The sequence below is a fragment of the Cohnella sp. GCM10027633 genome (assembly GCF_042675445.1).
Taxonomy (GTDB): Bacteria; Bacillota; Bacilli; order Paenibacillales; family Paenibacillaceae; genus Cohnella.
This window is the reverse complement of the sequence record NZ_JBHTGV010000001.1, coordinates 610,335-629,560: the sequence shown is the minus strand read 5'-3', so window position 1 is coordinate 629,560 and position 19,226 is coordinate 610,335. Positions and strand designations below refer to the sequence as shown.

Sequence of the window (19,226 nt, the reverse complement as noted above, 5' to 3'; positions counted from 1 at the left end):
TATATCAGAATTTGATATACTCATGTATGTAATGTTTGAACGCGCACATTCATCCATTCGACGATCACGAGACGAGGAGGACATTACGCCAATGAAACTTAGACTCTTACCGATAACGATTACCGCCATTGCGACCGCCGCGCTATTGTTCGGAGGATGGTTCGCCTATCGCCACTACGGCATCGAGCAGCCGCTCGACCGGATCGCGAACGCCGTGCCCGGCGTGACGTCCGCCGTCGTCGAGACGACGAACGGACACGTGAACATAGAGGTGAAGCTGGAACCGAACGCCGATATCGGCGAAGTGTTCCGCCGCGTCAAGACGGACGGCGCGACCGAAATCGGCGGCAAGTCGCTGACGCTGACGGCTGGCGAAGCGCAGTCGAGCGAGAAGCTCGAGCAAGCGTGGAGCTACGCGCTGTTCGACGTCGCCCAAGCGATGGAGAACCGTCAATATACGGGCATTCGCGAGGCGATGGATAAGCTGTCCGACAAGTACCCGGGCGTGACCGCCGACACGGCGATGGACGAGGACAACGTCTACGTAACGCTGCGCGACGGCGCGTCGGCGAAGTTCGTTATTCTGCCTCGCGAACCTGCGACGCTGGAGGTGTGGCCGAATGCGTAACTTATCCCAATACGGCAAAGAAATCGCGATTGGAATCGTTCCGGTCGCTTTCGTGTTCTTGATCTACGTCGGATTTCCGCCCGCGATTCTCGTCATGGGCGCCCTGATGGTAACCGCTGTGTTCCTGTTCACGAGGGCGAGAGGCGGCGGTCTCGCGATGGGCGCCGCAGGCAAGAAGGCGGCGACCCGCAAGCCGTCTTTCCTCAGCTTCGAGGATATCGGCGGCCAAGAGCAGCCCAAGCGCGAGCTGAAGGAAGCGCTCGAATTTCTCGTGCAGCGCGACATGATCGAGAAGCTTGGCATTCGTCCGCTGAAGGGCATCCTGCTGACGGGGCCTCCGGGCACGGGCAAGACGCTGCTGGCCAAAGCGGCCGCGCAGCATACGCATTCCGCGTTCATCGCCGCTTCGGGCAGCGAATTCGTCGAGATGTACGTCGGCGTCGGCGCGGGCCGCATCCGCGACCTGTTCAAGGAAGCGCGGCAGCAGGCGGCGAAGCTGAAACGCGATAGCGCGATCATCTTCATCGACGAGATCGACGCGATCGGCGGCAAGCGGGACGGCGGCGGACAGCATCGCGAGTACGACCAGACGCTGAACCAATTGCTTACCGAGATGGACGGTATTCAAGGAGACGAGAGCATTCGCGTGCTGCTGGTCGCCGCGACGAACCGCAAGGAGCTGCTCGACGCGGCGTTGCTTCGTCCTGGCCGCTTCGACCGACATATTCAAGTCGATCTGCCGGACAAGACGGGCCGCGAGCATATTCTGAACATTCACGCCCGCAACAAGCCGCTAGGCGCGGACGCTTCCCTGTCGAAGATCGCGGAAGAGACGTTCGGCTTCTCCGGCGCCCAGTTGGAGAGCGTCATGAACGAAGGCGCGATCTACGCGATGCGCGAACAGTCGGCTACGATCGGCATGGCGCATCTGTCGCAAGCGATCGATAAAGTGATGATGGGCGAGCGGATGGACCGCGAGACGACGCGCGAAGAACGCGAGCGCGTCGCCCTCCACGAGCTCGGCCACGCCATCGTCGCGGAGAGCGTTCGTCCGGGCAGCGTCGCGCAGGTGTCGCTGACGCCGCGCGGCCAGGCGCTCGGCTACGTGCGCCACCACCCGCGGCAGGACAGCTACCTGTACACGAAGCGCGTGCTCGAGGAACAGATTATGATCGCCCTCGGCGGCGCGGTCGCGGAGGAGCTGCATTACGGCGGCCGCAGCACCGGTTCCCGCGGCGACTTCGACCAGGCGACGAGCATCGTCCGCACGCTGATCGAGTCGGGGATGTCGGAGCTCGGAATCGTTCATCCGCAGGCGATTACCCAGGAGATGTGGTCGAAGGAGAACGGCGCTATCCTCGACGCGCTGACCGAGCAGACGAGATCGCTGCTCGCCGCCCATCTGACGACGTTCAAGGAGATGCTGTCGGTGCTTATCCAAGAAGAGACGTTATCCGGCGAGCAGCTTCGCTCGCGGATGGCGCAACTCGTCGCATGATCGGTTAACGGAACCGTCCGTCTCGCCTTGCCAGGCGAGGCGGACGGTTTTTTGCGCTAGCGCGTTCTTTATAGTTAAAAATATGTTAGCATTGAACCTATGTCTCGAATCGTTCGTTTATAGGAATAGAGGTGGCAATGTTGGATTCGCAGCAAAATTTCGATTATCTCAAATATATGGTCGATACCGACGATCACAAGCAGCTGCTCGACGAGCTAATGACGGCGTACGGCAAAGACGTGTGGAACTATGCCTTCAGCATCACCCGCAAGTGGGACTTGGCCGACGACATCACGCAGGAAGTATTCATCAAGGTGTTCCGCAACATGAACGCCTTCCGGCGCGACGCCTCGGTCAAAACATGGCTGCTCACGATTACGCGCAATACCGCGATCGACTTCAAGCGTTCGGCGTTTCTACGCAAAGTCACCTTGATGGATACCTTCGAAGACCGCGGTCAGCGGCAATCGGCCGAGAGCGAAATGATGGAGCAGCTGGCGACTTCCGACTTGTGGAAGCTCGTGCTGCAACTGCCGACGAAATATCGGGAAGCGATGATCCTGTTCGCGCACTACCAGCTGTCGCTTAAGGAAATCGCGCAAATGCTCGGGGTATCGGAAGGCACGGTCAAGTCGCGCATGTTCCACGCCCGGCAAAAATTACAGAAGATGAAGGAGGCGAACCGCTAGTGGACGACAAAGAGCTACGAGAACGACTGGCGCGCGGTCCGCTCGCAAGGGACGGCTTCAACGAAGAGCTTCGCAGGCGAATCAACGAGGAGATCGACCGTCCGGGCAAACGGACCCGGCGGTTGTGGGCGCCTTGGGCTCGGCTCGGCGGAACGTTCGCGATGGCGTGCGCGGTGCTGTTCGGCCTATGGATCTGGCAGGCGCAACCGAACGGATCCCCGTTCGAGGATCGTTTGCAGGCCGATCGGATCGAAGGCGCTTCGCCGAGCGCGAGCGAGGTCGCGTTCACGACCGAACCTCCGCGCTCCGTCATGCTGATCGGCTTGCGCAAAGATATGCCCGAAGGGCAAAGCGCGTACCGCTCGATTCTCGTCGCGCCGGAGGACGGCGAGCTGACCGTGAACGCGAGCTTGGAAGGCATCTATATGCCGTATAAGATGAAGTTCTATCGTCTTGACGCCGTCGGCGATTCGATGGGCAAGGGAACGCAGACGATCGTGTCCACGCCGGCGGGAGAAGCGCTGCCGATTACGGTCAAGGCGGATTCCGCCTACCGTACGAACGAGAAGCTGCTGTTCGCGGGCAACAAGTACGTCTCGCTGATCCAGACGAAGACGTCGGTCGACACCGGCGAGACGTCCGCTCACGTCTGGGTGAAGGACATCGAGCAGCTAGCGCCGACGTTGCGCGAGACCGTCGCCAAGTCCGGCGAAGAGCCGCACCACGGGCTGACCGAGCTCGTTCCGTCGTCGAGCACGTTCACGAACGAATGGGCGATCACGCGTCAAGAGGGACGGTGGGTCGGCAAGGTGCCGTCGGAAGCGGCTGGCATCGAGAATCCGACGGAAGCGCTGGCGGGCATCGCCGACGCGAAGATCGTCGGCGTACAGCTTCCGTTGGAGGTCTCCTCCTACGATACGCTGTGGTTAAGCTGGGACGATATTCGCTCCAGGGAGCCTGCGGCACTGGACGCATTCACATCGCGCACGCAGGACTTACTCGCGGTGCAGACGGCGAACGAAATTACCGTCAGCGCATACCGCATGAAGGAATCGGACATGAAGCCTCTCTCGATTCCGCTGCAGGATGGCGAGAGCGTCGTCATGGTGCAATGGGCGCAGGACGGCTACGTCGACACCTGGAAGCAGATGCTCGGTCAATGGATTGCCACGGCAAGCGGCGATTGAATATGATAAAATGGAGATACCCGCTAACACTAGAGGGTATCTTCTTTGTTTCATTCGACGGCATTGCAGGCGGAGGTTGGGGAGCATATGTTTCGGGTCATTGGCGTCGTAGGCGCAGGCACGATGGGGCAGAGCATCGCGGAGATGCTCGCCGTGAAGGGAATGGACGTCCATCTCGTGGAGAGGACGCCGGAGCGGCTTCAGCAAGCGTTGAACATGCTGGAAGCAAGCTTGGATCGGCAAATGGAGCGGTGGGCGATAACGGCCGCGGAGAAAAAATTAACGTTAAATCGCATACATACGGAAACGTCGCTGCACCATCTTGCCCATTGCGAGCTCGTCATCGAGACGATCAGCGAAGACTTGGACGGCAAGAAGGACATCATCCGTCAGCTCGACGGCATCCTGTCCAAGGACGCGGTGCTGGCGAGCAATACGTCGACGCTCAGCTTGACGGAGCTCGCGGGCGCGTCCATGTACCCTGAACGGGTTATCGGGATGCACTTCGTGTATCCGACGTCCCGGATCGACGTCGTCGAGATTATTCGCGGCTTGCAGACGTCGGACGAGACGTTCGACCGGACGAAGGCGTTCGTCGAGGAGTCGATCGCGAAGAAGGGCGTCATGGTGTACGAGTCGCCGGGCTTCGTCACGACGAGGCTGATCTGTCTGCTCATCAACGAGTCGCTGCACTTGCTCGAAGAAGGCGTGGCGTCGCCGGAAGACGTCGATACGGCGATGCGGGACGGCTATCAGTTCGAGCACGGGCCGCTCGAGATGGCGGACCGGTTCGGGCTCGATTCGGTGCTCGCCGCGCTCGAGCGCATGTTCCGTGAGTTCGGGGAGCTTAAATACCGGCCGTCGTTCCTGCTGAAGAAGAAGGTGCGGGCGGGGCATCTCGGCGTCAAGAGCGGCATCGGATTTTTCAAGTACGGCAAGGACGGTGAGCGGCTATCATGAACATCCTCGTCATTAACGCGGGAAGCTCATCGCTGAAGTACCAGCTGTTCGATATGAAGGACGAGTCGGTAAGAGCCAAGGGCCAAGTCGAGCGCATCGGCATGGACGATTCGATCCTGACGCACGAGACGGCGAACAAGCCGGAGCTGCGCGAAGTAAGCGAGATTCTCGACCATACGGCCGCGATCAAGAAAGTGCTGGCCGCGCTGACGCATCCCGAACGCGGCGTCCTGTCCGCCATTACCGACATTCAGGCGGTCGGCCATCGCGTCGTGCACGGCGGCGAAACCTTCAGCTCCTCGGCGCTAGTCAACGACCGCGTCAAGCTCGAGATCCGCAAGCTGTTCGACCTCGCGCCGCTGCACAATCCTGCGCACATGATGGGCATCACCGCGGTCGAGGCGAACTTGCCCGAAGTGCCGCAAGCCGTCGTCTTCGACACGGCGTTCCACCAGACGATGCCGGCGTTCGCGTACATGTACGCGATCCCGACCGTGCTCTACCGGAAGCACCGCATTCGCCGGTACGGCTTCCATGGCACGTCTCACGATTACGTCAGCAAGCAGGCGGCGACGTTCCTCGGCCGACCGGTCGAAGAGCTGAAGCTGATCACGTGCCATATCGGCAACGGCGCGAGCTGCGCCGCCGTGCTTCACGGGCGTTCCGTCGATACGAGCATGGGATTGACGCCGCTCGAAGGCCTCATGATGGGCACGCGCAGCGGCGACTTGGATCCGGCGATCGTGCCGTTCACGATGAACAAGGAAGACTTGACGCTGAACGAAGTGACGTCGATGCTGAACAAGCATAGCGGCTTGATGGCGGTATCCGGCGTGAGCGGCGACATGCGGGAGATCGTCCAGGAGATGAACGCGGGGAACGCTCAGGCGAATCTCGCGTTCGAGATGTACGCGTACCGCATCCGCAAGTACATCGGCGCTTATGCGGCGGCGATGAACGGGGTCGACGCGATCGTGTTCACGGCGGGCGTGGGGGAGAATTCCGACGTGCTGCGCAAGGCGGTATGCGAGAAGCTGACGTTCTTGGGCGTGCGGTTGGACGAGGAACGGAACAAGATCCGGTCCGGCGAGACGCGCCGCATCACGACGGACGACGCGTTCGTCGCCGCGCTCGTCGTGCCGACGAACGAAGAGCTGATCATCGCCAGGGACACGTTCCGGATCGTGAAGCAACTGGAAGGCGTCGAGTCGGGCAACGCGGATGGACGATAGATAAAGGAGTTATGCGGAATGACGATACAAGCGAATAAAGTAACGATAGCCACGATCGGCGGTTACGTCGGCCAGGCGGTAACGTTCGGCGGTTGGCTGACGCGCAAGCGCTCGAGCGGGAAGATTCAGTTCCTCCAATTGCGGGACGGAACCGGTTATATCCAAGGCGTGCTCGTGAAGGAAGAAGCGGACGAAGCGACTTGGGAAGACGCGGGCAAGCTCACGCAGGAGAGCTCGCTGTACGTGACGGGCGTCGTTCGCGAGGAGCCGCGGAGCCCATCCGGTTACGAATTGGCGGTCACCGGCATCGAGATCATCCAGGTCGCGCAGAACTACCCGATCACGCCGAAGGAGCATGGCGTCGACTTCCTGATGGACCATCGCCATCTGTGGCTTCGCGCGCCTCGCCAACGGGCGATCCTGCGCATCCGGGCGCAAATCATCTCCGCGATCCAAAGCTTCTTCGACGAAAGAGGCTTCACGCTCGTCGATCCTCCGATTCTGACGCCGTCGTCGGCGGAGGGGACGACGAACCTGTTCCATATTAAGTATTTCGACGAGGACGCGTATCTTACGCAGAGCGGCCAGCTGTACATGGAAGCTGCCGCGATGGCGCTCGGCAAAGTCTACTCGTTCGGGCCGACGTTCCGCGCCGAGAAGTCGAAGACGCGCCGCCACCTGATCGAGTTCTGGATGATCGAGCCGGAGATGGCGTTCGTCGACCACGAGGAGAACTTGCGGGTGCAGGAGCAGTTCATCGCCCACGTCGTCGGCAGCGTGCTCGAGCATTGCCGTCCGGAGCTGGCGACGCTGGAGCGGGACGTATCCGCTCTCGAGCGGGTACAGCCGCCGTTCCCTCGGATTACTTACGACGAGGCGATCGCGCTGCTGAAGGAGATCGGCATGGATTTGCCGTGGGGAGAAGACTTCGGGGCGCCTCACGAGACCGCGATCGCCGAGAAGTTCGATCGGCCGGTCTTCATTACCCATTACCCGGCGAGCTTCAAGGCGTTCTACATGAAGCCGGACCCGAACCGTCCGGAAGTGGTGTTGTGCGCCGACATGATCGCGCCGGAGGGTTATGGGGAAATTATCGGCGGATCCCAGCGGATCGACGATCCGGTGCTGATGGCCGCCCGCTTCGAGGAGCATAACCTGTCCGAGGAAGCGTACCAATGGTATTTGGACTTGCGCAAGTACGGCACGGTGCCGCACTCCGGCTTCGGACTCGGCCTCGAGCGTACGGTCGCATGGATATGCGGACTCGATCACGTTCGCGAGACGATTCCGTTCCCTCGCATGCTGTATCGGCTCTATCCGTAAGGGGAACCGGCCGGCATTCGAGGAAGAGAGAGGTGAAACGGGATGATGACGGGACAGGGCAGTTACGCTCGAGGACTCGCGGAAGCATATATGGACGGAGCGGCCAGTATTCCCTATTCGCTGCTCCGTTCGTACCGAGCGCTGAAGCTGAGCGACACGGAAGCGATGCTGCTGCTGCAGCTGATCGCGTTCCGCCAGCTGGAGCAGAACGAATTTCCGACGATCGAGCAGCTGCAGGAGAGGATCGGCTCCTCCTCGGCGGTCGTCGGGCAAGCGGTGCAGAAGCTCATGAAGGCGGGCTTCGTCTCGATCGACGAAGCGTTCGATCCGTCGACCGGCGTGCAGTCGGAAGTGTATAACTTGTCCGGGTTGTTCCAGAAGCTCGCCGTCTACGTAGCTTCGGGGGAAACGGCATCCGGCGGCGCAGGCGAAGGCGCTTGGACCGCCGGGGCGAAGACTGCCGGCGAGGCGGTCGCCAAGCCGCCGGCTGGCGGAGGTCGCTCGATCGCGCCGGCAGCGAACGGGACGCCTAGCGTGTTCGTCTTGTTCGAGCAAGAGTTCGGGAGACCGCTTACGCCGATGGAATACGAGACGATCAATAGCTGGCTCGACCAAGACCAGTATGCGGAAGAGCTGATCCGGTTCGCGCTGAAGGAGTCGGTGTTCGCCGGAAAGCTGCATTTTCGCTATATCGACCGGATCTTGCTCGAGTGGAGCCGCAACCGCGTGACGAACGTGGAGGAAGCCAGGCTGCACGCGCAGAAGTTCCGGACGGGGCGGTAATAGAAGGGATCGTTAAGGTAAAAAAGCTTCGACCAGCTCGGCGGGATGCCGAGTAGTCGAAGCTTTTTGACGTATTGTGGATGTTAGCTCGTTTTCTCCGCCGCCTTAAGCGCGTCTTTCCATAGCTTAGCCGGATCTAGCTTCGGGTTGTTGGCGAATGAACCGATTGCATCCATGAAGATCGTAGGGACGGACGACGTTGTCGCCCGCATGCTGACGTCCGGCTTAGCCTTGAGAACCGCGTCCGCAAGCAGCTTGCGAACGCTCTGGCCGCCGAAGAACGGGTCCTTCTCGCCGAGCCAGCTCTCGTCCGTCAGAAGATCGGTATTGGCCGGGAAAACGCCCGTTAAGTTTTCGTACGCCCACTGTTGGAGATCCGGGAGCGTAAGCCATTGGATAATATCTAAGGCGAGGATAGGGTCGGCGCTCCCTTCCGGTATGGCGAAGGAGAGGGTGCCGGAATCAAGAACGCCTCCCGGAACCGGAACCGCCGCCCATTGGCCGGAGCTTCCGCCGTATGCTTTTTGTTTGATTTGATCCGCAGTGTATTCTTCCCCGATAACGGCGCCGAAAGCCCCCGCTTTTGCCGACTTCGCGCCGCTGATCTCGTTGAGGTCCAAATGGGTTTTGGCGATCCAGCCTTCCTTCATGCCTTTGATTTCGTAATCGAACGTTTTCTTGAATTGCGGATTCAATGCGCCGACAAACTTTCCGGTTTTTCCGTTTTTGATCGGATATTGCTGCCGGATCATGTGCGAATAGACTTTCTTCCATTCTACGAATAACGGTTTTTTGAGCTTTGCGTTGAACGTTTTACCGGCTTTCGCGACCGAATCCCAGTCCTTAAGAAGAGTGGCGACTTTCGTCGGCTCGAACGGCAAACCCGCCTTCTTGAACAAATCCGTACGATAGAACATCGCTTGAGGGCTCGAGGAAAGCGGAATCCAACGGACATCTTTCGTCCCTTGAGGATTAATGGCATCCCAGACCCCCTTCGTGAGCGATTCCTTCAACGACGAGACCGTATCGGCATCGACCGTCGACAAGTCGAGCAATCGATGGCGTAGGACGTTGAATGAATCCTGCATCATCCAATTCGGTACCAGCAATAAGTCCGGCGCGTCGCCGGATGCTAACGCGAGCGGTACTTGGTTGATATAATCAAACAGCGGGAACGTATAGACATTGAGGGAGACGTTCGGATTCACGTGATCCACATAGGATTGAAATGCCGGTAAATAATCGTACAAATCGATTTGCCACACGTCGAACTCGATTTTCGGTTCATCCGCGGATGGGACGGTCTCTTCGGCCCAAGCCGGCGAAGATCCTAATAATAAGATGAACGCGAGAACAAGCAGGATTGAACGACGAAACGCAATGCGCAAAGGTAACGACCCCATTTTCCGTATATTGGATAATAACACCCAATATTCTACAGGCGGATGCCTGATCGTACAAGCAAAAATTGCACGTGAGCGGTTCCCCTCAACAAAAAAACCGAGAGGATTGGACTCGTCTCGGTTCATAACGGATATACGTCGATTACCGCCCCCGCTGCAGCAGCTCCCACTTGTACGCGTATTCGAACAGGAATTCGAACGCTTCTAGATGGCGCTTCGCCTCGAACGCGTCTTTGCCCCAGGCGCACACGCCGTGCTTGCGGATGAGCAGGCCGGGGATGCGCGGGTTCAGGTTGGCGGTAATCTCCGGCACGATGCGCGGCACGTCCGCGTAGTTCGGCAGGATCGGGATGTCGATGACCGCGTCCTCGTCCCAGATATCGAACGCCTTGATGAGCTCGACTCCGTCGATGCGGACGGCTCGCTTGTCCCAGAACAGCTCGGATACGAGGTTGTTATGGACGGAATGGATATGGAAAATCGCGCCCGCGCCGGTCAAGCGGTAAATCTCGCGGTGCAGCGACGTTTCGGCGGAAGGCTTCAAGCCGGTCGCTTCGCTGCGGTTGCCGTCCTGGTCGACGAACAGGAAATCCTCCGGCGTCGACTTCGTCTTATCCTTGCCGCTGGCCGTGACGGCGAAGTGAAAGGCGTCCGGAGCGAACGGGCCGACGCGCATCGACAGGTTGCCGCTCGTGCCGGGGAACCAGCCGCGGGAAGCGAAGTCCGCTTTCACCTCGGTAAATTCGCGCAGCACGCGTTGCTTTTCCTCTAACGTGATATCGGCGAAGCTCATTCGGCCAAGCCTCCTTGCTCCAAGTTACGGATGACGTCGTGGAACGTCTCGAACGGGATGTGCGGATAGCCGAGCTCGCGGCACCGATCCGTCAAGTGGGACCGGGAGAAGACGAGGTCGACGATCTTCGCGCCTTCGAAGTCGGTAATGCTGTCACCGATCAAGATACGGAAGTACTCTTCCTTCGGGAATCGCCTGATCACCGTCGTCTTGCACATGCCGCAGGCGCCGTTATCGCACTCGTCGTCGCATTCGTGCGGCCACGTAATCCGCATGCGGTCTCCGTCGAAGTCGCTGCCGTTGCAATAGATATGATCCGCCGGAATGCCGAACGGCGCGAGCAGGGGCTCGATGAAGAAATCGATGCCGCCGCTCGTTACGTAGAACGGCACGTTATGGTCTTTGCACCATTGCAGCAGCTCGGGGAATCCTTCGCGAATTCCCGCGGATTCCAGAATGTAGCTCTTCACTTCATCTTTCATCGAGGAAGGGAAGAGGGCGAACATCTCGCCGACGCCGTCCTGCAACGATTTGCGGCCGCCGACGATATCGCCGACGATCGTCTCCCAACCGGGAGGATTGAAGTGCTTCATGACGGCGACGATGTTATCGCTGAGCGTGATCGTGCCGTCGAAGTCGCAGAACAGGACGGGCGGACGCGGAAAATTGACGTTGTTAGCGCTCATGACGTGCGTACCCCCCAGCGTTCGATCGCGATGCGAAGTTCTTGATGTCGCTCTGAGTAGGCTTCGAGCGATTGACCGTTCATGACCGCGTCTACGGCTTGGCGGAACGCGCGCCCGCCGGCAGCCGCGCCGAGCGGATGGCCGTGCACGCCGCCGCCGGCGTTCACGACGACGTCCGTGCCGAAGTCCTGCACGATGAGCTGGACGAGTCCCGGATGAATGCCCGCCGAAGGGACGGGGACGGCGGGTCGCTGCGGCAACGACGCGTCGAGCAACGCTTCCTTGACGGCCAAGTTCTCTGCCTTAGGCATAACGACGGAGCCGTAAGGCGAAGGGAAGAGGCTAAGGTCCGCGCCTGCGATGCGCATCAGCTTGCCGAGCAGCACCGCGGCGGACATGCCGTGGTATTGCGACGGATAGATGGCGCCTGCTAGAGAAGGATGCGCGGCGATCGGCACGTTAACGTCCGGATCCGCGGCGAGTCCGGCAAGCGCGTCGAATCCGTAAGCGAGCACGTTGAACAGCAAGCCGTTCGCGCCTGCGGCGATCGCGCGCTTCGCGTTCGCCTTAAGCTCGAACGTCGAGCCGGTTAAGTTCGCGAAGTAGAGCAGCTTCTGACCGGTCGTCCGCTCGGCTTCGCGCGCGGCGTCCATGCAAGCTTCGACGCGCGCTTCGAGCGGCGTGAGCGAATTCTCGAACAGAATTTCGTCGTCCTTGATCAGATCCACTCCGCCGAGCGCCTGTTGCAGGAACTGTTCGCGCAGGCCGGCAAGGTCGTGGCCGATGACGGATTTAAAGATGCTCATGACGAGCGGGCGATCGTGAACGCCGAGCAAGTCGCGAACGCCTTGCAGGCCGAACTTCGGTCCGGGGAAGGCGCCGAGGAACGAGGCGGAAGGCTGCAGGTCGAGCAGCTTGATCCTGCCGTCCATCGACAGCTTGCCGAACGCGGTAACGAGCAGGGCCGGAATGTCCCTGCTGAAGTTGACGTCGGGATACGCGATCGTGATGTCTGCGTAACGATGTCCGGCTGCTCCGTCATGGACGTCCACGGATACGACTTGTCCGAGATGCCGACGCATTTGCTCTCTGGCCGCCTCCGGAAGCTCGGTCCAACTGCCGACGGTAAGCCCGACGGCGATGCCGAGCGCTTTTTTATCGAAATCCGCTTTGTCGTCGTAGAGTCGGTACGTTGCTAAGCTATAGTTGGCGTAATCCATCGCTTGCGATTCCTTCTTTCTATTGGCGTTGCCGGGAAGCGTCGGCTTCCGCGCGAATCGCTTCTCCCATCTCTCTGGCGCGTTCCGCGCAGCGGAGAATCGCCTTGTTCATGCCTTCCTCGAAGCCGTATTGGCGCATCACTTCGAGCGCGGCGAACGTCGTGCCGTTCGGGGAAGTGACTTTGCGGCGGAGCTCCGCGGGATCTTCTCCGGTAAGCTTCACCATCTCGCCGGCGCCGCGAACCGTCTGCACGGTGAGGGCGGTCGCGGCTTCGCGCGTGAGGCCGAGCTGCACGCCCGCGTCGATCATCGCTTCCATCATGAAGTATACGTATGCCGGACCGCTGCCCGACACGCCGTTTACCGCTTCGATGAGCGGCTCGTCGACGACGACGCTCATGCCGACGGCGTTGAATATCGCCAGCGAGATCGCTCGCTGGGCTTCGGTAACCGTCTCCGAGAAGCTGATGCCCGTCGCGCCGAGTCCGATCGTGCTCGACGTGTTCGGCATCGTGCGGACGATCGGCTGCCGGCGATCGAGAAGCTGATGCATCGTCGCGATGGACAGACCGGCGATGACGGATACGATCAGTTGCTCCGGACGAAGCGTCGCGCTCAGCGAGCTAAGCGCGCTTGCCGCGTCCTTCGGCTTCATTCCCAGGATGATAACGTCGGCCGTCGCTAGCGCGTCCAGCTTCTGCGCGTCCTCGATCGCGGGAACGACGCCGTACGCGTTCGCCAGCTCGCGCAGACGCTCGGCGTTCTGGCGGTTCAAGACGGTAATGCGGGAAGGTTCGGTCAGCTTCGCTTCCACGAGGCCGCGCAGAATCGCTTCCGCCATCGAGCCGGCGCCGAAGAAGGCGATGGATACGTTGGATAAGGGTTGTTTATCGGTCATGACGGTACGCTCCTAAGTTCGAATTTGTCCGGCGCCGCGGACGCGGTATTTGGTCGACGTGAGCGCGGGCAAGCCCATCGGGCCGCGAACGTGCAGCTTCTGCGTGCTGATGCCGATCTCCGCGCCGTAGCCGAACTCGAAGCCGTCCGTGAAGCGGGTGGACGCGTTATGGTAGACGGCCGCCGCGTCGACGTCCTGCATGAAGCGTTCGGCATGCTCCGCGTTCTCGGTTACGATGCACTCGGAATGCATCGTGCCGAAGCGGCGAATATGGTCGAGCGCTTCGGCCAACGAGTCGACGACCTTCACGTTCAGAATGTAGTCGTTGTATTCCGTCGCGTAGTCTTCGTCGGTCGCGACCTTCGCGTCGGGGATGAGTTCAAGAGTACGGCCGCAGCCTCTCAGCTCGACGCTCGCTTGTTTCATGGCGTCCGCCAGCGCGGATAGATGAACGTTCGCGAACTCGCGTTGGACGAGCAGCGTCTCCATCGAATTGCAGACGGAAGGCCTCTGCGCCTTGGCGTTGACGGCGATGGTCGTCGCCATGAGCGGATCCGCCGACTCGTCGACGAACGTATGGCAGATGCCCGCGCCCGTCTCGATGACCGGTACGGTCGCGTTCTGCACGACGTTCTGGATCAACGACGCGCCGCCGCGCGGAATGATGACGTCGAGCAAGCCGTTCAGCTTCAGCATCTCGTCCACCGAGGAACGGTTAGGGTCTTCGATGAGCTGCAGCGCTTCGAACGGCATCGCGGTATGGGACAACGCTTCCCGCAATACGTTCACGATATAGCGATTGGAGGAGAGCGCCGCGGAGCCTCCGCGAAGGACGACGGCATTGCCCGTCTTCAGGCAGAGCGCCGCGGCGTCGACCGTCACGTTCGGGCGCGCCTCGTAGATCATGCCGACGACGCCGATCGGCACGCGGCTCTTCTCGATGAACAGCCCGTTCGGGCGCGTGCCCGATTCGAGCACTTCGCCGACCGGGTCGGGCAGCGCGACGATTTGGCGTACGCCTTCTGCGATGCCGGCGATGCGTTCCGGAGTAAGCTTGATGCGGTCGAGCAGGGAAGGAGAAGTGCCGTTATCCCGGCCTCTCGCGAGATCTTCTTCGTTGGCCGCGATAATGCCGGCATGGTCGGCCATTAGGGCGTCGGCCATTCGCGTTAACGCTTCGTTCTTCTGCGCTGTAGTCAGCTTGCCCAGAATGACGGTCGTTTCTTTGGCCGCTCTTGATTTGTTGATGACTTCGCTCATGCGTGATCCGCCTCCTTAACGATCGTTGACGCGACCCATTCGTCGCGGTGAATGACTTCGACGCGCGGAACTTCGATTCTGCGCAATACTTCTTCGCTGGACAGCCCGGCTACCGCGGTCACTTGCCAAGCGGCGTAGTGGGTGACGCCGCGTCCGAGCAACCGTCCGTCGGCGTTCGCGACCTCGACGACGTCGCCGGGGTGGAAGTCCCCGGTCGCCGCCACGATGCCGGCCGGCAGCAGGCTGCGTCCGCTCTTCATGAGAGCCGTCTCGGCGCCGCCGTCGACGGTGATGCGGCCTTGCGGGACGGAGAGGAAGCCGACCCATTGCTTCTTCGAGGACAACGAATGATGGGAAGAAGCGAAGTAGGTGCCTTTGCCGCTGCCGGACACGGCGGCGTTCAGGTCGCCCGGTTCCACGACGCGTCCTACGAACAGCGGCACGCCGCCTTGCATGGCGATTCGGGCGGCTTCGATCTTCGAGCGCATGCCGCCGGTTCCTACCGCCGTTCCCGCGCCGCCGGCGACCCGGTACAGTTCGTCGGTGAGCACCTCGATCCGCTCGAACCGGACCGCGTTCGGATCCTTGCGCGGATCGGCGGAGTAGACGCCGTCCATGTCGGTCAGAATGTACAGCCCGTCGGCTTTCACTAAGTTGGCGACGAGCGCGGACAGCGAGTCGTTGTCGCCGAACTTGATCTCGTCGACGGCGACCGTATCGTTCTCGTTAATGACCGGTACGGCGCGTTGCTTCAGCAGCTCTTCGATCGTCCGCTGCGCGTTCTGCGCGCGGCCTCGGTTGCTGAAGTCCGGCCGGGTGAGCAGAATTTGGGCGACGGTGACGTCGCGGATCGCGAACGCTTCTTGGTACGCCTGCATCAGCAGCGCTTGGCCGACGGCCGCCGCCGCTTGCTTCTCGTGGATGATTTTCGGCTTCGACGGATAACCGAGAGCGCGGAACCCCGCCGCCTGCGCGCCGGACGTGACCAGCAGCACTTGATGGCCGGCCTGGTGCAGCGCGGCAAGCTCGTTCGCGAAGAATCGCACTTGCTCGCGGTTCAGGCCGCCTTCCTCGGAGGCGAGGGAGCTGCTGCCGATTTTGACGACGATACGTTGACCCATAGTTTGCTACAACTCCTTAGATGGAGAGAATAGTAGGTTAAGCTGCATGGCGGTTCGAGGGTCCGGATAGGCCGGAGTACGCAAAAAAGCTTCCATCCTCATCAAAGGACGGAAGCTTCAGCATCCGCGGTACCACCTTCGTTGACGGGGCGACGCAATCGTCGCGATCCGTCCGCTTAACGCCCTGGTAACGGCAGGGGCCGTACGGCTCTTCGCCGTCCGCTCGGGGATGGGGGAAGCGGGGGACAGGGTAAATTCTCTCAGCCTTGAAATTTACTCTCTGGACATGTCCGGTTCCGGTTCGTTTCCCGTCAATGCGTTGCTATCGATCGATCGCCGAATGGCCATCGGCGCTTAATATATTAACAATACCACGCTGCGCAAGGGATGTAAAGGAACGAAGCGCCTTGCGGGACGCGCGATTCCGCCTTAGAAAAGCCCCAGCTTGCCGATTCTCGCGGCGACTTCCCGAAGCCGGTCTTCGCCCGTCAGCAGGCCGAGCCGGACATACCCTTCGCCGCTCGATCCGAAGCCGGTGCCCGGGGCGACGACGATGTCGGCTTCCTCGAGCAGCTTGTTCGCGAACGCGACGGACGAGTAGCCATGGGGAATCGGCAGCCAGCAGAAGAACGAGCCCGCGGGCTTCGGCGCGTCCCAGCCGATCTCGGACAAGGCGCCGTACAACGTATCGCGGCGCTTCTCGTACGTGGCGACAAGCTCGCGGACGCTGTCCTGCGGTCCGGTCAACGCTTCGGCGGCCGCTTCTTGAATGCCGCCGAACAGGCTGCAGTACATATGGTCCTGGATGAGATTGATCATCTCGACGATCTGGGCGTTGCCGACCGCGAAGCCGACGCGCCAGCCGGCCATATTGTACGACTTCGACAGCGTGTAGAACTCGATGCCGACTTCCTTCGCGCCCGGCGTCTGCAGGAAGCTGACGGGGCGGTTGCCGTCGAAGCCGATCGCGCCGTAGGCGAAGTCGCTGGCGACGACGATTCCGTTCTTCTCGGCGAAGGCGACCGTCACTTCATAGAAGGAAGCGTCCGCCGTAGCGGCCGTCGGGTTGTTCGGATAGTTCAGGAACATGAGCTTCGCGCGCTTGAGCGCGTCCGGCGCGAGGCTTCCGTAATCGGGGAGGAACGCGTTATCCGCCGTCAGCGGCATGAACGCCATCTCCGCGCCGGCCAGAGCGACGCCCGACCAGTAATCCGGATAGCCCGGGTCCGGGACGAGACAGACGTCGCCGGGATTGAGCAAGCATTGGCTCAGCTCGACGAGACCGGTTTTGCCGCCGAACAGGATCGCGATCTCTCTGTCCGGGTCGAGGTCTACGCCGTAGTCTTCCTTATAACGCTTGGCGACCGCCTGCTTCAGGAACGGGTAGCCGCGGAACGGCGGATACTTATGATAGAGCGGATTGTCCGCGGCTTGTTTGAGCCGATCGACGATCGCCCGCGGCGTAGGCTGGTCCGGGTTGCCTTGGCCGAGGTTGATGACGTCGCGCCCGCTGGCCGCGCGCGCGTTCGCCTTGGCGACGAGCGAGGCGAAAAACTGTTCGGGAAGCGATTGAAGCCGGTTAGCGGATGTAATGGTGAAGGACATAAGAACGAGTTCAACTCCGTCATTCTAAGATTCGATTGATTCGATCGATTCGATTGAATTGAATGTAGCATAATCGCGCGGAGAACGGCAAACGTTGTTGCCCTGGCCGGGGCGATGCAGTAACATGGGAGCAATAGTAGCGAAATAGGAGTGGATTCATCGATGACAATGCCGCTGCGCATCGCGCTCGTTCAAATGAATATCGAAGCGGGCAATCCGGAGGCGAACTTCGCGAATATGCTCGCGAAGCTGGAGGAGGCCGCGGGGGCCGACCCGAAGCCGGATTTGATCGTATTGCCCGAGATGTGGAACACGGGCTATGCGCTGGATCGCATACGGTCTCTCGCCGATCCGAACGGAGAACGGACGAAGGCGGCGCTGTCGGCATTTTGCCGAGAACGCGGGGTCAGCGTTCACGCGGGCTCCATCGCCCGTTTGAACGGAACGAACGTGACGAACACGACGTATATTTTCGACGCGCGGGGCGAAGAGATCGGCCAATATTCGAAAATCCATCTGTTCCAGCTCATGAACGAGCACCTGCATCTCGAAGCGGGGGAGGCGCCAGGACGCTTCGAGCTCGGAGGCGTGCCGGCCGCGACGATGATCTGCTACGATATCCGGTTCCCGGAGCTTGCCCGCAAGCTGGCGATCGGCGGCGCCAAAATCTTGTTCGTCCCGGCGGAATGGCCGCATCCGCGTCTCCACCATTGGCGCACGTTGCTGCTGGCGCGCGCGATCGAGAACCAGATGTACGTCGTCTCCTGCAATACGGTCGGCGAGAGCGGCGGAACGAGCTTCTTCGGCCATTCGATGGTCATCGACCCTTGGGGCGAAGTGGTGGCGGAAGCGCCGGAAGAGGAGACGATCTTGATCGCTTCCGTCGATCTGTCGCTGGTCGACGAAGTGAGGGGACGCATACCGGTGTTCGCGGATCGCAGACCGAGTCTATACGAATAACCAAAGAGAAAGCCGGCCCTCGGTGGCCGGCTTCTCTTTGATCGTTATCGTAGACGGAGCGAAAGCGTCAGGGCACCATGCGGCTAAGGGTTTTGTGGAAAGTCGCGATGAACGCTTCGGCGGCGTTCGATAGGTAGCGGCCTTTGCGGTACGCGATGACGAGCGTGCGAGTCGGCCGGCCCTCGAGCTTCAAGTAGATCGGAGCGCGGCCGTGCCAGTCGTCCTGCCGCATCATCGCGGGGACGAAGGCGATGCCCATGCCGGCGGCGACGAGCGATTGGACGGTATTGATGTTGCCGCTCTCGAACACGACGCGAGGCTCGAAGCCGGCTCTGCGGCATAGATCGTGGGCGATGGCGCGGAAGCCTTGGCCTTTCTTGAGCAGAACGAACGGCTGGTCCGCGAGAGAGGAGATCTGAATCGGCAAGCGCCGGTCGCCGCGGGCGAGCGGACTGTCGGGAGGCACCGCCAGGCAGATTTCCTCGTCGACGAGCGGCTGGTAAGCGAGCGACTGCTCCTCGAGCGGCAACGTTAGCAAGCTGACGTCGGTACCGCCGCTGGCGGTCAACTGTTCCAGGTTCCGAGTCGACTCTTCGATGAGCACGATCTCGATGTCGGGATACGACTCGCGGAAGACGGGGAGCACGTACGGGAGCACGTGGGCGCCGGTCATCGGCAAGCTGCCGACGACGAGACGGCCTTTGCGCATATCGGCGATATCTTCCATTTCGCGGCGCAGTTGGTCGGCCATGTCGACGATCTGCTGCGCCTTCTCGACGAAGACGGAGCCCGCGTACGTCGGCTCGACCGAATTCGTGCTGCGCTTGAACAGCAGCACGCCGAGCTCCGTTTCGAGCTTGGCCAGCTGCTGGCTAAGCGACGGCTGGGCGATGTGAAGCTTGTCCGCGGCGCGGGAGAAGTTGCGCTCGGCAGCGATCTGTATGGCGTATTGCAATTGGCGGAACTCCATGGGGATCCCC

Annotated in this window: 18 protein-coding genes; 9 read left to right on the top strand and 9 right to left on the bottom strand. The window is 60.9% G+C overall.

Annotated features, from left to right (window positions below):
* The first annotated feature begins 91 nt into the window (after positions 1 to 91).
* The 8 genes from ACFQZG_RS02685 (at position 92) to ACFQZG_RS02650 (ending at position 8,300) form a co-directional block, all read left to right on the top strand.
* Positions 92 to 628, top strand: coding sequence for a hypothetical protein (locus ACFQZG_RS02685; protein WP_378149751.1), 537 nt, complete (start codon positions 92 to 94; stop codon positions 626 to 628).
* Positions 621 to 2,126, top strand: a complete 1,506-nt coding sequence (locus ACFQZG_RS02680; RefSeq protein ID WP_378149749.1) for an AAA family ATPase — start codon at positions 621 to 623, stop codon at positions 2,124 to 2,126. Before ACFQZG_RS02685 ends, ACFQZG_RS02680 begins: the two co-directional genes overlap by 8 nt.
* Before the next feature lie 140 nt (positions 2,127 to 2,266).
* On the top strand, positions 2,267 to 2,815 hold the full coding sequence (locus tag ACFQZG_RS02675; protein ID WP_378150428.1) for an RNA polymerase sigma factor: 549 nt from the start codon (positions 2,267 to 2,269) through the stop codon (positions 2,813 to 2,815).
* Entirely contained in the window at positions 2,815 to 4,002 is a 1,188-nt protein-coding gene (locus ACFQZG_RS02670; protein WP_378149748.1) for a hypothetical protein, read from the top strand. The genes ACFQZG_RS02675 and ACFQZG_RS02670 overlap by 1 nt, the downstream gene beginning before the upstream one ends.
* Positions 4,003 to 4,089: 87 nt before the next feature.
* Positions 4,090 to 4,962 carry a 3-hydroxyacyl-CoA dehydrogenase family protein gene (locus tag ACFQZG_RS02665; RefSeq protein WP_378149746.1) on the top strand — a complete coding sequence of 291 codons (873 nt, stop codon included), beginning with the start codon at positions 4,090 to 4,092 and terminating at the stop codon, positions 4,960 to 4,962.
* Positions 4,959 to 6,194, top strand: a complete 1,236-nt coding sequence (locus tag ACFQZG_RS02660) for an acetate/propionate family kinase (protein WP_378149744.1) — start codon at positions 4,959 to 4,961, stop codon at positions 6,192 to 6,194. The genes ACFQZG_RS02665 and ACFQZG_RS02660 overlap by 4 nt, the downstream gene beginning before the upstream one ends.
* An 18-nt stretch (positions 6,195 to 6,212) precedes the next feature.
* Positions 6,213 to 7,517: an asparagine--tRNA ligase gene (gene asnS, locus ACFQZG_RS02655; protein ID WP_378149743.1), complete on the top strand. Its 1,305-nt coding sequence runs from the start codon at positions 6,213 to 6,215 to the stop codon at positions 7,515 to 7,517.
* Positions 7,518 to 7,559: 42 nt separating this feature from the next.
* Positions 7,560 to 8,300: a DnaD domain-containing protein gene (locus tag ACFQZG_RS02650; protein ID WP_378149742.1), complete on the top strand. Its 741-nt coding sequence runs from the start codon at positions 7,560 to 7,562 to the stop codon at positions 8,298 to 8,300.
* Between the two features lie 83 nt (positions 8,301 to 8,383).
* On the opposite strand, the gene ACFQZG_RS02645 is transcribed toward ACFQZG_RS02650, so the two are convergent.
* From ACFQZG_RS02645 to ACFQZG_RS02610, 8 genes are all read right to left on the bottom strand, one after another.
* Positions 8,384 to 9,565, bottom strand: coding sequence for an ABC transporter substrate-binding protein (locus tag ACFQZG_RS02645; RefSeq protein ID WP_378149740.1), 1,182 nt, complete (start codon positions 9,563 to 9,565; stop codon positions 8,384 to 8,386).
* 280 nt (positions 9,566 to 9,845) lie between these two features.
* Entirely contained in the window at positions 9,846 to 10,496 is a 651-nt protein-coding gene (mtnB, locus tag ACFQZG_RS02640; RefSeq protein ID WP_378149739.1) for a methylthioribulose 1-phosphate dehydratase, read from the bottom strand.
* Positions 10,493 to 11,182 (bottom strand): 2-hydroxy-3-keto-5-methylthiopentenyl-1-phosphate phosphatase, encoded by a 690-nt coding sequence (locus tag ACFQZG_RS02635; RefSeq protein ID WP_378149737.1) that lies wholly within the window; start codon positions 11,180 to 11,182, stop codon positions 10,493 to 10,495. The genes mtnB and ACFQZG_RS02635 overlap by 4 nt, the downstream gene beginning before the upstream one ends.
* On the bottom strand, positions 11,179 to 12,402 hold the full coding sequence (locus ACFQZG_RS02630; RefSeq protein ID WP_378149735.1) for a 2,3-diketo-5-methylthiopentyl-1-phosphate enolase: 1,224 nt from the start codon (positions 12,400 to 12,402) through the stop codon (positions 11,179 to 11,181). Before ACFQZG_RS02630 ends, ACFQZG_RS02635 begins: the two co-directional genes overlap by 4 nt.
* A 19-nt stretch (positions 12,403 to 12,421) precedes the next feature.
* A complete protein-coding gene (gene proC / locus ACFQZG_RS02625) occupies positions 12,422 to 13,300 on the bottom strand; it encodes a pyrroline-5-carboxylate reductase (protein ID WP_378149733.1) in 879 nt (292 codons plus the stop codon).
* 12 nt (positions 13,301 to 13,312) lie between these two features.
* Complete coding sequence (locus ACFQZG_RS02620) at positions 13,313 to 14,560, bottom strand: glutamate-5-semialdehyde dehydrogenase (protein WP_378149731.1); 1,248 nt, start codon at positions 14,558 to 14,560, stop codon at positions 13,313 to 13,315.
* Positions 14,557 to 15,681: a glutamate 5-kinase gene (proB, locus tag ACFQZG_RS02615; RefSeq protein ID WP_378149729.1), complete on the bottom strand. Its 1,125-nt coding sequence runs from the start codon at positions 15,679 to 15,681 to the stop codon at positions 14,557 to 14,559. Before proB ends, ACFQZG_RS02620 begins: the two co-directional genes overlap by 4 nt.
* 429 nt (positions 15,682 to 16,110) lie before the next feature.
* Positions 16,111 to 17,286, bottom strand: a complete 1,176-nt coding sequence (locus tag ACFQZG_RS02610; protein WP_378149727.1) for a pyridoxal phosphate-dependent aminotransferase — start codon at positions 17,284 to 17,286, stop codon at positions 16,111 to 16,113.
* A 162-nt stretch (positions 17,287 to 17,448) separates the two neighbouring features.
* On the opposite strand from ACFQZG_RS02610, the gene ACFQZG_RS02605 reads away from it, so the two are divergent.
* A complete protein-coding gene (locus ACFQZG_RS02605) occupies positions 17,449 to 18,246 on the top strand; it encodes a carbon-nitrogen family hydrolase (RefSeq protein WP_378149726.1) in 798 nt (265 codons plus the stop codon).
* A gap of 67 nt (positions 18,247 to 18,313) precedes the next feature.
* Here the strand turns inward: ACFQZG_RS02605 and ACFQZG_RS02600 are convergent, their stop codons facing one another.
* Positions 18,314 to 19,216 (bottom strand): LysR family transcriptional regulator, encoded by a 903-nt coding sequence (locus ACFQZG_RS02600; protein WP_378149724.1) that lies wholly within the window; start codon positions 19,214 to 19,216, stop codon positions 18,314 to 18,316.
* Between the last annotated feature and the right edge of the window lie 10 nt (positions 19,217 to 19,226).